We start from the raw sequence: 14,334 nt of genomic DNA on the forward strand, positions 1-14,334 counted from the left end.
CGACCCGGTATCTACCCCGGTACGGCGCGAGAGGACAGCTCTCGGCGCACCCCGCGATCGACGGGGCTCGCTACCAGGCGGCAGAAAGGCCCGGCCGTGGCATCCACGGTCACTCGTCGTCCCGGATACGGTCAGCTGCTGCGCACCCCCGGTGCCTGGAGCTTCCTGCTGCCCGGCTTCGCGGCCCGGCAGCCCTTCGCGATGCTGACGATCAGCATCGTGCTGCTGGTCGAACACACCACCGGCTCCTACGGCACGGCGGGCGCGGTCGCCGCCGCCACGGGCGTGTCCATGGCGCTGTTCGCCCCGCAGAGCGGCAAGCTCGCCGACCGCCACGGGCAGGGCGCCGTACTGTTGCCGGGCGTGCTGGTGCACGCCGCGTCGGTGGTGCTGCTGGCCGCGCTGGCTCTGGCGCACGCCCCGCTGTGGGCGCTGTTCGCCGCCGCCGTACCGGCCGGCGCCTCGGTGCCCCAGGTCGGGCCGATGGTGCGGGCCCGATGGGCGGCGGCTCTGGACTCCGGTTCGCCGCTGATGCCGACGGCGGCCGCCTTCGAGTCGGTGACGGACGAGTTCACGTTCGTCATCGGCCCGGTCCTGGCCACGGCACTGTGCGCCGGTGTTCACCCGGCGGCCGGGCTGGCCGCCGAGGCCACGCTGACTCTGGCCGGCGGGCTGCTGTTCGCCGCCCGGCGCCGTACACAGCCCGTACCGGGCCGCCTGGCCGGGGCGACCCGTGAGCCGAGCACCTCGGCGCTGGCCATTCCGGGCGTACGCGTGCTGGCCGTGGCCTTCCTGGGCATCGGCGCCGTCTTCGGCGGTATGCAGGTCTCGCTGACCGCCTTCGCGCAGGAGGCGGGGCAGCCCGGCATCAACGGCGTGCTCTACGGCGTCTTCGCGGCCGGCAACATGCTCGCCGGCATAGCCTGCGGCGCCGTCGCCTGGAAGGCCGCGCCGCGCCGCCGCCTCCTCGTCGGCTACGCGGCCCTCACCCTGGCCGCGTCCACCCTGTGGGCCGTGCACTCGGTGCCTCTCATGGCGGCCGCCGGGCTGCTGGTCGGACTGTGCATCGCCCCGTCCCTGATCACCGGCTTCACCCTCGTCGAGGGCCTGGTCCCGGCCACCGCTCGCACCGAGGCCTTCACCTGGCTCACCGGGTCGGTCGCCCTGGGCCAGGCCGCCGCCGTCACGGTCGCCGGCCGGCTGGCCGACGGTTTCGGCGCCAGTGCGGGATTCGTGGTGCCGCTGGCCGGTACCGCACTGGCCCTGGTCACACTGCTCGCCCTGCGCCGCAGGCTCTCCACCCGGACTTCGGGCCGGGTCGTGGCTCGTGGGATCGGTCACCAAGTGCCGGTCGCAGTGGACTGACGCCGCGGAATGCTGCACTATTGACCGTCGTTAGCACTCAATGAGTGAGAGTGCCAGGAGGACACGTGCCGACGTACCAGTACCAGTGCACCGCTTGTGGCAATGGCCTTGAGGTGGTGCAGAAGTTCACCGACGACGCGCTCACCGAGTGCCCGGCGTGCGACGGACGCCTGCGCAAGGTGTTCTCCGCCGTCGGCGTCGTCTTCAAGGGCTCCGGCTTCTACCGGACCGACAGCCGTAGCTCGTCGTCGAGCAGCGCGCCGGCCTCGAAGGCCGCCGCCGCCAGCAGCGACACGTCGTCGTCGAGCACCTCGAAGACATCGAGTGCCTCCTCCTCCGGCTCGTCCGGTTCTGGTTCTTCCGGCTCTGGTTCTTCCGGTTCTGGTTCCTCCGGCTCGTCGAGCAGCAGCTCGGCCGCCTGAGGCCACTGCGCCCGGGGTTGCTGAGGGCCGCTGCCTGAATCTTCGTTGGGCCCCGCCGATTCGTCCGGCGGGGCCCGAAGCATGCCCGCTCCCGTCCGGGCGGCCGCGTTACGCCGTGGCCCATTCGCCGTCGCGGTCGCAGACTGGATACATGCTGAGCGGGTGGGTCGTGGACCGGCCCGGGCCAATGGTGACGGAGCCGCTGGTGAGAGTCCGGCGTCCGGTGCCCGAGCCGGGGCCGGGTGAGCTGCTGCTGCGGGTCGAGGCCTGCGGGGTGTGCCGGACCGACCTGCACCTGGCCGAGGGCGACCTCGCGCCACGGCGCCGCGAGACCGTCCCCGGCCACGAGGTGGTCGGCCGGGTGATCGGCACCGGGCCGGGGGTGACGGCCTTCCGCGAGGGCGACCGGGCCGGGGTGGCCTGGCTGCGCGGCACCTGCGGGTCCTGCCGCTACTGCACGGCCGGCCGCGAGAACCTGTGCCCCGCCTCCCTCTACACCGGCTGGGACGCCGACGGAGGCTTCGCCGACTTCACCCTGGCGCCCGAGGCGTACGCCTACGAGCTGCCGGAGGGCCCCGACGCGGCTCAGCTCGCACCGCTGCTCTGTGCGGGCATCATCGGCTTCCGCGCCCTGCGCCGCAGCGCCCTGCCGCCGGGCGGCCGGCTCGGCGTCTACGGCTTCGGGGCATCCGCTCACCTGGCGGCCCAGGTCGCCATGGCCGAGGGTGCCACCGTCCATGTGCTGACCCGGTCCGCGGCGGCCCGGCAACTCGCCCTGTCGCTGGGTGCGGCCTCAGCCGGCGGCGCGTACGACAGGCCACCGGAACCCCTGGACTCGGCGATCCTCTTCGCCCCGGTGGGGGACCTGGTGCCGGTGGCGATGGCCGCCCTGGACCGTGGCGGGACTCTCGCCGTCGCCGGGATCCACCTCACCGACATCCCCGTACTGAACTACCAGCGCCACCTCTTCCAGGAGCGCGAGCTGCGCAGCGTCACCTCCAACACCCGCCGGGACGGAAGGGACTTCCTCGACCTGGCCACCCGGATCGGGATCCGGGCCACCGTCACCACCTACCCGCTGGACCGGGCCGACCAGGCGCTCGCCGATCTCGCCGGAGACCGGGTCAACGGCGCGGCCGTGCTCATTCCCGGTCCTGCCGCTCCGCCGCTTCGTCACGTATGAGGCAACCGCTGATCCGGTCGGGGACGATGCGTATCCACAGATCCCGCTTGCCCTCGGCCTCCTCCTCGGGCGGCGTGACCCGCTCCGCCGTGCCGACCGCGAGCACGCTCCACCCCGCGGCGATGGCCTCGTCGACCTGATCGACCTCGAATGCCACCTCGCAGCCGGCGGCGGCGGCCGGGGCGCCGCCGGACACCGCCCGGTAGACGATCGCCCCGTCGATGACGGCATAACCGAGGGGGAGGACCGCCGGGCCCTCGTCCGTGGCCAGCGCGAGCCGGCCGACGCCGTGCTCGGCCAGCCGATTCCAGCACTCCTCCGCGGCGAGCTCCTGCAGGACGGTCCTCGGCGGGGGCGCCAGTGCCTCCGCGGGATGCTCGGGACCCACGCCGAGCAGCTGTCTGCCGGTTGTGCGAAGGGCCGCGGCGAGCCGCAACAGGGCACTGGATCCGATCGTGTCCGACTGCTCCTCCACGTACTGCACATAGCTCGGTGCCATGCCGGCCCGCGCCGCCACCTCCTCCAGCGTGAGTCCCAGCTGCTCCCGCCGCAGTGCCACCCGGCGGCCGACGTCGCCCTGCTGGTGCGCCGCCCGGTGAGGCACGGTCTTGTGGGGCACGGTCACCACCTCCAGCTCGCGTATCGAACGAATATCTGTTACCAGCAGAGCACCCGGTGGGCTTCTTGACCAGGCTTGTCCATGAATGACCCTCGAACGGGTGATCGAGTTATCCACAACCGGCGAGTAATCCACAGGCTGGGGACGGCCGTCGGCGGGATGTCGCCGATGTGGTGCATGGTGGAGAGCAGTCAGCGAGCGGAGTGACAGGGGGTGGTCGCGTTGCCCGAGAGCAGCGTGAGTCGATGTGGTGTGGAAGGGACTCTTCCCCGGCCTGAGGGCTGGGCGGTGCCTCCACCGCCGAGCGGGGTGCCGGCCTTCGGGCCGATCCGGGTGGGCGGCGGCCGGCACCGGATCCGCCGGGCGGTGCGGGCCCGGCGCAGGACCATGGCAGCGGGTCTCGCGGTGAGCGCCGCGGCCCTGGCGGCCTCCGCGTCCCGTGGTGACACCGGTGCGGTGCGAACGTCCGCCCGTGCCACCGCCGCGCCGGTCGCGGCCCGGGACGTGGTGCGGGCACCGGTACGGATCGCCGACGCGGGCGTGGTCGCACTGCTCAGACCGGGCGACCGGGTGGATGTACTGGCCGGGACCCGGGTCGTCGCCCGGTCGGTGTCCGTGGTGGGTGTCCCCCGGGCCCCGGCCGGCCGGCCGGGGGAAGGCCCGCCCCCGGAGGCCGGCGCCACCGATGCCGTCGGCGGCGGGGCGCTCGTGGTCCTGGCGGTGCCGCGCCCGACGGCAGCCGCCCTGAGCGGGGCGGCGACGGGCTCACCTCTGGGGGTGGTGCTGTGCTGAACGCGGTCCACGACCACGACTTGCAGTCAACATCCATACAGGTGCCGCCCGTTGGCGGCCCCCGCCCCTGAAGTGAACGCCTCGGCTTCCGTGATCGGAGCTGTGATCATCTTCACACCGGCCGCCACAGCCGTCTGCTTCGTGGTGGTGCTCCCGCTCAATGCGTACAACCGGCGAGAGACGCCGGAGGGCGAGCCCGTACCCTCAGAGGCCGAGCTGCTCACCTATCCGTGACCTGCCGGCCGAGCAGCGCCGCTAGGCGGTCCCGGCCGCTGTCCGGACAAGAAAGGACCTGTCTGTTGAAGGGCTTCAAGGCCTTCCTCCTGCGTGGCAACGTCGTCGAACTGGCTGTCGCGGTCGTCATCGGCGCGGCATTCAGCAAGATCGTTGACGCGTTCGTGAAGGGCATCATCAACCCGGTCGTCGGTCTCATCGGCACACAGAACCTCGACGGCTACACGTGGTGCCTCAAGGCCCAGTGCCAGGTCAGCGCGACGGGCGAGATCAAGTCGGGCGTCGTCATCGCCTACGGCTCGGTGCTCGGCTCCGCGCTGACGTTCACGATCACCGCCGCGGTGGTGTACTTCGGGCTGATCCTGCCGATGACCAAGTTCAACGAGCGGCGCAAGGCCGGCAAGGACGAGGCACCCGCGGTGGTGACCGAGGTGGAGTTGCTGGCCGAGATCCGCGATCTGCTGGCGCGTGAGAGTGCGGGGCGGAACGCCAGGGTGCCCGCACCGATCGATCACGACGGGATGAAGCGGCTCGGCTGAGCCCGGCGGGCCCCGGGGCTCAGATGTGGTGCGGGGGCTTCTCGTCGAGGAAGCGGGCGAGGTCGGCGGCGCTGCCACCGCTCTGAGCCGGGCGGTCGCCCCATCCGGCGTCGGTGTCGTCCGAAGACGGCCGGTCCAGGGGATCGTCGAAGACAAGGGCTGCGGCGGGGTCGCGGGGCTCGGGGGCCGGGGTGGTCATGCCATCCAGGGTACGTGCGGGCCGCTCACGCCGAAGGCCCGGCCGCGCGTCGGGGGAGCTGACGCGCGGCCGGGCCGGTCGGGGCCGTGTCACACGGCGACGGGGGCCTTCGCCGGAACAGGTGCCTCGGCGGGAGCCGGGGCGGTGTCGGCGGAGACGGTCTCCGGGGTCTTGCGCAGACCCTTGAGCAGGATCACCAGACCCGCGGTGACCGCGGTACCGGCGGCGATGGCGATCAGGTAGAGGAACGGCTTGCCGATCAGCGGGACCACGAAGATGCCGCCGTGCGGTGCGCGCAGGGTGTTGCCGAACAGCATGGCCAGGGCGCCGGTGACCGCGCCGCCCACCATCGAGGACGGGATGACCCGCAGCGGGTCGGCCGCCGCGAAGGGGATCGCGCCCTCGGAGATGAAGGACGCTCCGAGAACCCAGGCGGCCTTGCCGTTCTCCCGTTCCTCCTCGGTGAACAGCCGGCCCCGCACCGTCGTCGCCAGGGCCATCGCCAGCGGCGGGACCATACCGGCGGCCATGACGGCAGCCATGATCTTCAGGGATCCGGGCGTGGGGTTGGTGACGGCGATACCACCGGTGGCGAAGGCGTAGGCCACCTTGTTGACCGGCCCACCGAGGTCGAAGCACATCATCAGGCCGAGGATGACGCCCAGGATGATCGCGTTGGCACCGGACAGGCTGCTCAGCCAGTCGGTCATCGCCTTCTGGGCCGAGGCGATCGGCTTGCCGATCACGACGAACATCAGGAATCCGACGACGATGGAGGACAGGAGAGGGATGACCACCACCGGCATGATGCCGCGCAACGTCTTGTGGACGTGGACCCTCTGGATGGCGAGGACCACCGCACCGGCGATCAGACCGGCGATCAGGCCGCCGAGGAATCCCGCCTTGATGACGACGGAGATATAGCCGCCGACGAAGCCGGGGACGAGACCGGGGCGGTCCGCCATGCCGTAGGCGATGTAGCCGGCCAGGACCGGGATCAGGAAGCTGAAGGCCCCTGCGCCGATCTGGAACATCAGGGCGGCCCAGCTCGCCTTGTCCGCCCAGTCGAAGTGGTCGACGACGGACTTGGCGTTGACGATCTCGTAGCCGCCGACGGCGAAGGACAGCGCGATCAGCAGACCACCGGCCGCGACGAACGGCACCATGTAACTGACGCCGGTCATGAGCCACTTGCGCAACTTCGTGCCGAAGTGGTCGCCGTCCCTGACACCCTTGTCCATCGGGACGCCACCGGCTGCGGCGGGGGCGGTGGCCTCACCGCGTGCCGCCTTGCCGCGGACCTCGTCGATCAGTTCGCCGGGGCGGTTGATGCCGGCCTTGACGCCGACGTCGACCGTGGGCTTGCCCGCGAAGCGCTCCTTCTCGCGGACCTCCACGTCGTGGGCGAAGATCACCGCGTCGGCGGAGGCGATGAGGGCCGGGTCGAGCCGGTTGAAGCCGGCCGAGCCCTGGGTCTCGACGGTCAGTTCGACGCCCTTGTCGGCGGCGGCCCGCTGGAGCTTCTCGGCCGCCATGTAGGTGTGGGCGATGCCGGTCGGGCAGGAGGTCACCGCGACGATCCGGAAGGGCTCGTCGGAGGTGGTAGCCGTCGCGCCCTCGGAGGAGGCCACTCCCGTAGGTCGGGGCGCGACGGCAGTCGTGGGATCCGCGTCACCGCGGATGAGGGCGGCCGCGTAGGACGCGTCGTCCGTGGAGCGCAGCGCGCCGGTGAACTCACCGTCCATCAGGCGGCGGGCCAGCGACGACAGGATCGTCAGGTGGTCGCTGTCCGCGCCGGCCGGGGCGGCGATGAGGAAGACCAGGTCGGCGGGGCCGTCAGCGGCGCCGAAGTCGATCCCACCGGTGCTGCGGCCGAAGGCCAGGGACGGCTCGGTGACGTGCTCACTGCGGCAGTGCGGGATGCCGATGCCGCCGTCGAGGCCGGTCGGCATCTGCTCCTCGCGGGCGGCCACATCGGCAAGGAAGCCGTCCAGGTCGGTGACCCGACCGGCACTGACCAGGCGTTCAGCCAGTGAACGCGTCGCTGCTTCCTTGGACTCGGCGGTCAGGTCGAGATCGACCAGATCCGCGGTGATCATGTCGCTCATCTCGCGGCTCCATTACGGGAGGTGGGGACGGTGTTCCTCACGCCGGCTCCCGCAGGAGACGGTCGGTCGGGACATCGGTGGTCGTGATGACCGCCGAGGGTTCGAGGTCCTCGGGCGTCGGCATGACGCTTCCGGGGAGCTGGACGGCGGCCGCACCGTGCGCGACCGCCGAGGCGAGGGCGGCGGCGCCGGTGCCGCCCGCCGCGAGGAAGCCGGCCAGGGAGGCGTCGCCGGCGCCGACGTTGCTGCGCACGGCGCCCGGGGCGACCTCGGCGCGGCCGTAGTACGTGCCGGTTCCGTCGACCAGCAGCTGGCCGTCGGCCCCGAGGCTGGCGAGGACGGCGACGGCGCCCATCTCACGCAGCTCGTCGGCGGCCTTCACCGCGTCGCCGATGGTGCTGAGCGGGCGGCCGACGGCCTGGGCCAGTTCCTCGGCGTTGGGCTTGACGACGTCGGGGCGCTCGCGCAGGGCGGCCAGCAGCGACGGGCCCGAGGTGTCCAGGGCGATCCGGGCGCCGGCCCGATGGGCGCGGGCGACCAGCTCGGCGTACCAGGACGGCGCCAGGCCTCGCGGCAGGCTGCCGCAGCAGGCGACCCAGTCGGCGCCGGCCGAGCGGGTGCGCACCGCGTCGAGCAGCGCCTCGGACTCGGCGGGGGTCAGGTGCGGGCCGGCCGCGTTGATCTTGGTGAGGGTCCCGTCGGGCTCGGCGACCGAGATGTTGACCCGGGTCCGTCCGCCGATCTCCACACCCGCCGCCTCGATGCCCTGCTCGGCCAGGATGCGGCGGAGCAGAGCGCCTTCCGGCCCGCCCAGGGGCAGTACGGCGACGGTGCGGCGCCCGGCCGCGGCAACCGCCCGGGACACGTTGACGCCCTTGCCGCCGGGGTCCACCCGGTCGCCGGTGGCGCGCAGCACCTCGCCGCGGTCCAGCGAGGGCACCTCGTAGGTGCGGTCGAGGCTGGGATTGGGGGTGACGGTGACGATCATGCGCGTACGACCTCCGTGCCGGCGCGCTCGATCGCGCGTGCGTCCTCGGGACTGAGCCCCTCGTCGGTGATCAGCACGTCCACGTCGGCCAGTTCACCGAAGCGGGCGAAGTGGGCCTGGCCGAACTTCGCCGAGTCGGCGAGCAGGACGACGCGGCGGGCGGCGCGGATCATGGCCCGCTTCACGGCGGCCTCGGCGAGGTCGGGGGTGGTCAGACCGCCCTTGCCTCCGTCGGCGAGGGAGAAACCATTGGCGGCGATGAAGGCGACGTCCGCGTTGATGTCCTCGTACGCGCGCAGCGCCCAGTCGCCCACCGCGGCACGGGTGCGGTGCCGGAGCCGGCCGCCGACCAGGTGGAGGGTGAGGTCCGGGTATTCGGCGAGGCGGGCGGCGATGGGGAGCGCGTGGGTGACGACGGTGAAGCCGGCGTCCAGCGGCAGGCAGGCCGCGAGGCGGGCGGTGGTGGTGCCGGCGTCGATGACCAGGCTCCCCTGGCCGCCACCGGGCAGCTCCGCGAGGGCCGCCCTGGCGATGCGGTCCTTCTCGTCGGCGGCGGTCGCCTCACGCTCGGTCAGATCCGGTTCGAAGTCCAGGCCGCCGGAGGGGATCGCGCCGCCGTGCACGCGCCGGATGAGGCCGGCCCGGTCCAGCGCCTTGAGATCCCGGCGGACGGTCTCCGGCGTCACGTCGAACTCCTCCGCGAGGGAGGGGACATCGACGCGGCCGCGTTCGCGGGCGAAGCGCAGGATTTCCTGCTGGCGCTCGGGAGCGTACATGTCTGGGTGAGTCCGTTTCATGTCCGAACCTGTGGTTTCGGCACACGCTACGCCCACATTGCGGGAAAGTAAACAGATCCGGGCAATATTCGGGCCCGCCCGGACATCGACGCTCACACCGCCCACAGCGCCCCGGAGTCCGACCCTGAGTCCGGGGCGGGACAGCAGAGAGCCCCCGGCGCCAGGGGGGAGGGCACCGGGGGCTCGACCAGGGGGGCCGGAACGGACGCGGTCCGCTAGGCGGCCTCGTACGCGAGGCCGGAGGCGCGGGCCATGCGCTTGAGATCGGCCAGGGCGTGCTTCTCGATCTGGCGGATCCGCTCACGGGTGAGGCCGTGCTGCTTGCCGACCTCGGTGAGGGTGCGCTCGCGGCCGTCCACGATGCCGTAGCGGGCACGGATGATGGAGGCGGTGCGGTCGTCGAGACGGCCGATCAGATCCTCCAGCTCCTCGCGGCGCAGCATGACCAGCACCGAGTCCTCCGGGGAAGCCGCGGAGGTGTCCTCGACGAGGTCGCCGAACTGGGTCTCGCCCTCGTCGTCGACCGCCATGTTGAGGCTGACCGGGTCACGGGCCCAGTCCAGCACGTCGGCGACGCGCTCGGGGGTGGAGTCCAGCTCCGAGGCGATCTCGGCGGGCTCGGGGTCGCGCCCGTGCTCACGGTTGAACTCCCGCTGCACGCGCCGGACCCGGCCCAGCTCCTCCACCAGGTGGACGGGGAGCCGGATGGTGCGGGACTGGTCCGCGATGGAGCGGGTGATCGCCTGCCGGATCCACCATGTCGCGTAGGTGGAGAACTTGAAGCCCTTGGCGTAGTCGAACTTCTCGACGGCGCGCACCAGGCCTGCGTTGCCCTCCTGGATCAGGTCGAGGAGCGGCAGGCCGCTGCGCGGGTAGCGCCGGGCGACCGCGACGACGAGGCGCAGGTTGGAACGTATGAACACGTCCTTGGCCCGGGCTCCGTCGGCCGCTATCGCTTCCAGCTCCTCCCGGCTCACGTCTTTGCCCGGCCCCGGCTCCCCGCCCGCGAGGAGCTGCTCGGCGTAGACGCCGGCCTCGACCGCCCTGGAAAGCTCGACCTCCTGCGCGGCGTCGAGCAGCGGCGTACGCGCGATCTCGTCCAGGTACATCCCGACGAGGTCGCGGTCCGCGATCTCGCCGTGTCCTGCGCGAGTGCTGCTGTTCCCGCCTGCGGTACGACGGGCGACGGCACGGGTTGCCATGCGTGCTCCCTTGCGAAGGTTCGGTCGGGTGTCGATTGAGTCAGCTACCTTGCGGCTGCCCACTCGAATAGGGATAACGACTGGAATCCGGACACAATTCCCACTCGGCGCGCCGATTTTTACGATCTTGCAGTACCCTGTCCCGCCACACAGGGAGGTTGCGCGTTGCCGGAGCGTACGGAAGTCCAGGTCAGGTCCGGTCGGAACGAGGACCTCGACGCTCTCACCGACCTCTACAACCACTACGTCCGCGAGACCCCGATCACCTTCGACCTGGAGCCGTTGACGCCCGAGCAGCGGCGTCCGTGGCTGCTCTCCCACCCGGAAGACGGCCCGTACCGGCTTCTGGTTGCCTGCGAGTCGGCCGCGGCCTCCGGGGGTAGCCGGATCCTGGGCTACGCCACCAGCAGCCCCTTCCGGCCCAAGGCCGCGTACGCCACATCCGTCGAGGTCTCCGTCTACTGCGCGCCCGACGCGGTCGGCCTGGGCGTCGGCACCCTCCTCTACAAGGCACTCTTCGAGGCACTGGAGGGCGAGGACCTGCACCGCGCCTACGCCGGCATCGCCCAGCCCAACGAGGTCTCGGGGCGGCTGCACGAGCGCTTCGGCTTCCGGCCGGTCGGGGTGTACCGGGAGGTGGGGCGGAAGTTCGGGCGCTACTGGGACGTCGCCTGGTACGAGAAGGAGTTCGGCCCTCACCCTTCCGCGTGAGCCGCGCCGGGGCCGCCCTGCGCGCGGCGGGGTGCGCGGGCCCGCCGCGCCCGCGCACCCCGGCTCGCGCTTAGCGCATCGGCCTCCCCCGGCGCCGGACAACGCGCAATCCCGTCCGCCCGGGCCCGGGCGGCGCCTAGCCTCACGAGGCAGTAGGCAGGAGAGGCCAGGGAGGCTGCTGTGGCTACCGAATCCAGGCGTACGGTGATCGAACCGACCCGGGTGATCGGACCGCTCCGAACGGCCCGTCAGCTGGACGACGACGAGCTGTTCCGCCCCGCGCACGCCGTGTTGACGCCGGCCGGTGACGACCCGGCCGACGACCCGGCGGGGGCCGACGCGACCAGTCCCGCCCCCGACGGCTGCGGGATCGCCGGCGACGACACCCAGGTACTGCCCCGCGCGACGGCCCGCCGACGCGGGTGGCGACGGGCCCGGCTGCCGGTGATCATCGCGGCGAGCATCGGGCTCGGCTTCCTGCTGGCGCTCGCACTGACCGCGCGGATCGTCGTACCGGCCGGAGGAACAGGCACCCAGGCCGGCGGTCAGAGCCCGTCCGCGAGCACCAACCCGTCCGCCACGGCCACCTCGGCCGGGCAGAACGCCGTTGCCGTGCTGCGGCTCGGGGACAGCGGCGCCGCCGTCACCGACCTCCAGAGCCGCCTGCTCAAGATCCCGGACGTCTATCCCGACGGCGCGACCAACGGCCGGTACGACGCCGTCCTCGCCGCCGCCGTGGCCCGCTTCCAGCTCTGGTACGGGATCCGGGGCGACGAGGAGGGCGAGTACGGGGATGCGACGCGCCTCGACCTGGAATCGCGTACGCAGGGCTGACGCGGTGACCGCGTCGGGCCACCGAGGCGGCTAGCGCAGCCAGGGCAGGTCGGCCGTGCCGCCGACCTGCGGCTGGAGGCCTTCGGCGATCACCCGGTGGATCTCGCCGAGTTGCTGGACCTGTTCGGGGCTGAGCCGGTCGAAGATGGCGTTGCGGACCGCCTCGACATGTCCGGGGGCGGCCTCGGCCAGCGCCGCGAAGCCCTCGTCGGTGAGGACGGCGAGCTGGCCGCGCCGGTCACTGGGGCAGTTCTCGCGGCGGACCCAGCCGTTCTGCTCCAGCCGTGAGATGGCATGGGACAGGCGGCTGCGCGTAATCTTCGAGCGTTCGGCCAGTTCGGTCATGCGCATGCGGCGCTCGGGGGTCTCCGAGAGCCACACCAGCAGGCTGTAGTAGGCGTGGGGCATCCCCGCGTCGCGCTGGAGCTGCCGGTCCAGGGCGTCGGAGACCAGCTGCGCCGATGCCATGTAGGCGCGCCAGGCGAGCTGCTCCTCCTCGCTCAGCCAGCGGGGTTCGGTCGTCGTCATGTGTCCAGCTTATTGACATCTCTTGAAATTTCAATAATTTCGCCGTACCGTCACCCCTAAGAGCTTGAAACTTCAAGCTACTCAGGGAGTGAGCGAGCGATGACGACCCAGACCAGCGGCGCGAGCACCGGTGCCTTCGCGGCCGCGGATGCGGACGCCCACACGCCGGCGTACGCGGGGCGCATGCCGGCGATCTACCTCTCGCACGGCGCCCCGCCGCTCGCCGACGACCCCGTCTGGCCGGGCCAGCTCGCCGCCTGGTCCGCGGACCTCCCCCGCCCCAAGGCGATCCTGATGGTCTCGGCCCACTGGGAAGAGGCCCCGCTCGCCCTGGGCGCGACCACCGCCGTGCCGCTGGTGTACGACTTCTGGGGCTTCCCCCAGCACTACTACCAGGTCCGGTACGCCGCCCCCGGCACCCCCGCCCTCGCCGACTCCGTGCGCAAGCTGCTTCGCGGCGCCGGCACGCCGGTCCAGGACATCCCGGACCGCGGCCTCGACCACGGGGCGTACGTCCCCCTGGTGGAGATGTTCCCCGAGGCGGACATCCCGGTCCTGCAGATCTCGATGCCCACCCTCGACCCGGTGCGGCTCCTGGAGATCGGCCGCAAGCTCGCCCCGCTGCGCGACGAGGGCGTGCTGATAGTCGGCAGCGGCTTCTTCACCCACAACCTGCGCGCCATCAGCCCGGACAACCAGGTCAGTTCGGTGATGGCCGAGTTCGACGACTGGGGCCGCCGCGCGCTGGACGCCCAGGACATCGACGCCCTGCTCGACTTCGAGCACAAGGCCCCCGCCGGACGGATGGCGCACCCGCGCACCGAGCATTTCGCGCCGCTCTTCGTCACCCTCGGGGCCGCCGGGGACCAACTCGGCGAGCAGCGCAGCGTCATCGACGGCTTCTGGCTGGGGCTGGCCAAACGTTCCATCCAGATCGGCTGAACCTGAACCATGAGCACCAACAGCAAGCCCCAGGCTGCCAAGGCCGCCAGGGCGGCCAAGCCCACCGAGCCCGCCAAGGCCGCTGCCGAGCGCCGCGCGCGGGTCGCCGCCCAGCGCGAGGAGGCGAGGCGCGCCGCGGCCCGCCGCACCCTGATCCGCCGGATATCCATCACCGCCGGCGTCCTCGTACTGGCCGGCGGCGTGGTCGGCGGCGCGATAGCGGTCCACGACGCGGGCACGGGCGGCGCCCCGACCGCCGCCTCCGGCAACGGCACCGCCTCCGGCAACGGCATCGCCTCCGTCCCCTCCACACCGCTGACCACCGTCAAGGGCGCCGCCACCGCCCCGCCGTGGCCCGCCCCCGCCGACGCCTCCGCCCGCGCGAGGACCGCGGGCCTGCCGATGCTCGGCACCGAGGGCCAGGTGCTGCACATCCACGCCCACCTGGACGTCATCGTCGACGGCAAGGCTGTGACCGTACCGGCCGACATCGGCATCGACGAGGCGAAGCAGCAGCTCAGCCCGCTGCACACGCATGACACGACGGGCGTCATCCACATCGAGTCGCCGAAGAAGGCGGACTTCACCCTCGGCCAGGTCATGTCCGAGTGGGACGTGGCGCTGAACGCCAGGGGCATCGGCGGCCTCAGGACCGGCGACGGCGACGAACTGCACGTCTACGTCAACGGCAAGGAGCGGACCGGCGACCCCGGGGCCGTCAAGCTCGCCGCGCACGAGGAGATCGCCGTCGTGTACGGCAGGTTCCCCCAGGGCACACCTCAGGTGAAGGTGCCGGGTTCGTACACCTTCCCGGACGGCGAATAGCCTCGGCACACACGAAGGGCCCCGCCTCCTTGCCCGAGGCTGGGCC

Annotated in this window: 16 protein-coding genes; 9 read left to right on the forward strand and 7 right to left on the reverse strand. The window is 72.2% G+C overall.

What is annotated here, in order from left to right; genetic code table 11:
• Nucleotides 1-96 precede the first annotated feature (96 nt).
• From RWE79_RS16465 to RWE79_RS16475, 3 genes are all read left to right on the forward strand, one after another.
• Nucleotides 97-1,365, forward strand: a complete 1,269-nt coding sequence (locus RWE79_RS16465; RefSeq protein WP_475940826.1) for an MFS transporter — start codon at nucleotides 97-99, stop codon at nucleotides 1,363-1,365.
• A 65-nt stretch (nucleotides 1,366-1,430) separates the two neighbouring features.
• The gene (locus RWE79_RS16470; RefSeq protein WP_475940827.1) at nucleotides 1,431-1,787 is read left to right on the forward strand and encodes an FmdB family zinc ribbon protein; all 357 of its coding nucleotides are present in this window, start codon (nucleotides 1,431-1,433) and stop codon (nucleotides 1,785-1,787) included.
• A gap of 154 nt (nucleotides 1,788-1,941) precedes the next feature.
• Nucleotides 1,942-2,970 carry a zinc-dependent alcohol dehydrogenase family protein gene (locus tag RWE79_RS16475; protein WP_475945864.1) on the forward strand — a complete coding sequence of 343 codons (1,029 nt, stop codon included), beginning with the start codon at nucleotides 1,942-1,944 and terminating at the stop codon, nucleotides 2,968-2,970.
• On the opposite strand, the gene RWE79_RS16480 is transcribed toward RWE79_RS16475, so the two are convergent.
• Nucleotides 2,930-3,589 carry a helix-turn-helix domain-containing protein gene (locus RWE79_RS16480; protein ID WP_475940828.1) on the reverse strand — a complete coding sequence of 220 codons (660 nt, stop codon included), beginning with the start codon at nucleotides 3,587-3,589 and terminating at the stop codon, nucleotides 2,930-2,932. The two genes, RWE79_RS16475 and RWE79_RS16480, sit on opposite strands and share 41 nt — an antisense overlap.
• 288 nt (nucleotides 3,590-3,877) lie before the next feature.
• Between RWE79_RS16480 and RWE79_RS16485 the strand changes: the two genes are divergently transcribed.
• Both RWE79_RS16485 and mscL read left to right on the forward strand, forming a co-directional pair.
• A complete protein-coding gene (locus RWE79_RS16485; RefSeq protein WP_475940829.1) occupies nucleotides 3,878-4,381 on the forward strand; it encodes a hypothetical protein in 504 nt (167 codons plus the stop codon).
• A gap of 299 nt (nucleotides 4,382-4,680) precedes the next feature.
• Nucleotides 4,681-5,154: a large conductance mechanosensitive channel protein MscL gene (mscL, locus tag RWE79_RS16490; protein WP_475940830.1), complete on the forward strand. Its 474-nt coding sequence runs from the start codon at nucleotides 4,681-4,683 to the stop codon at nucleotides 5,152-5,154.
• Nucleotides 5,155-5,173: 19 nt separating this feature from the next.
• Here mscL and RWE79_RS16495 read toward each other — a convergent pair whose 3' ends face one another.
• From RWE79_RS16495 to RWE79_RS16515, 5 genes are all read right to left on the reverse strand, one after another.
• Nucleotides 5,174-5,353, reverse strand: coding sequence for a hypothetical protein (locus RWE79_RS16495; RefSeq protein WP_475940831.1), 180 nt, complete (start codon nucleotides 5,351-5,353; stop codon nucleotides 5,174-5,176).
• Between the two features lie 89 nt (nucleotides 5,354-5,442).
• Nucleotides 5,443-7,461: a PTS fructose transporter subunit IIABC gene (locus RWE79_RS16500; RefSeq protein ID WP_475940832.1), complete on the reverse strand. Its 2,019-nt coding sequence runs from the start codon at nucleotides 7,459-7,461 to the stop codon at nucleotides 5,443-5,445.
• 37 nt (nucleotides 7,462-7,498) lie between these two features.
• Entirely contained in the window at nucleotides 7,499-8,449 is a 951-nt protein-coding gene (gene pfkB, locus RWE79_RS16505; protein ID WP_475940833.1) for a 1-phosphofructokinase, read from the reverse strand.
• Nucleotides 8,446-9,225 carry a DeoR/GlpR family DNA-binding transcription regulator gene (locus RWE79_RS16510; RefSeq protein WP_475940834.1) on the reverse strand — a complete coding sequence of 260 codons (780 nt, stop codon included), beginning with the start codon at nucleotides 9,223-9,225 and terminating at the stop codon, nucleotides 8,446-8,448. Before RWE79_RS16510 ends, pfkB begins: the two co-directional genes overlap by 4 nt.
• Before the next feature lie 236 nt (nucleotides 9,226-9,461).
• On the reverse strand, nucleotides 9,462-10,448 hold the full coding sequence (locus RWE79_RS16515; protein ID WP_475940835.1) for a sigma-70 family RNA polymerase sigma factor: 987 nt from the start codon (nucleotides 10,446-10,448) through the stop codon (nucleotides 9,462-9,464).
• A gap of 165 nt (nucleotides 10,449-10,613) precedes the next feature.
• Here RWE79_RS16515 and RWE79_RS16520 point away from each other — a divergent pair, with 165 nt between their 5' ends.
• Both RWE79_RS16520 and RWE79_RS16525 read left to right on the forward strand, forming a co-directional pair.
• The gene (locus RWE79_RS16520) at nucleotides 10,614-11,159 is read left to right on the forward strand and encodes an N-acetyltransferase family protein (protein ID WP_475940836.1); all 546 of its coding nucleotides are present in this window, start codon (nucleotides 10,614-10,616) and stop codon (nucleotides 11,157-11,159) included.
• A 180-nt stretch (nucleotides 11,160-11,339) separates the two neighbouring features.
• Entirely contained in the window at nucleotides 11,340-11,993 is a 654-nt protein-coding gene (locus RWE79_RS16525; protein WP_475940837.1) for a peptidoglycan-binding domain-containing protein, read from the forward strand.
• A gap of 30 nt (nucleotides 11,994-12,023) precedes the next feature.
• On the opposite strand, the gene RWE79_RS16530 is transcribed toward RWE79_RS16525, so the two are convergent.
• Nucleotides 12,024-12,521, reverse strand: coding sequence for a MarR family winged helix-turn-helix transcriptional regulator (locus RWE79_RS16530; protein ID WP_475940838.1), 498 nt, complete (start codon nucleotides 12,519-12,521; stop codon nucleotides 12,024-12,026).
• A 183-nt stretch (nucleotides 12,522-12,704) separates the two neighbouring features.
• Here RWE79_RS16530 and RWE79_RS16535 point away from each other — a divergent pair, with 183 nt between their 5' ends.
• Complete coding sequence (locus RWE79_RS16535) at nucleotides 12,705-13,463, forward strand: dioxygenase family protein (protein WP_475945866.1); 759 nt, start codon at nucleotides 12,705-12,707, stop codon at nucleotides 13,461-13,463.
• 9 nt (nucleotides 13,464-13,472) lie between these two features.
• Nucleotides 13,473-14,288, forward strand: coding sequence for a hypothetical protein (locus RWE79_RS16540; RefSeq protein WP_475940839.1), 816 nt, complete (start codon nucleotides 13,473-13,475; stop codon nucleotides 14,286-14,288).
• The last annotated feature ends 46 nt before the right edge of the window (nucleotides 14,289-14,334 follow it).

Source organism: Streptomyces sp. RLA131 (genome assembly GCF_056270125.1).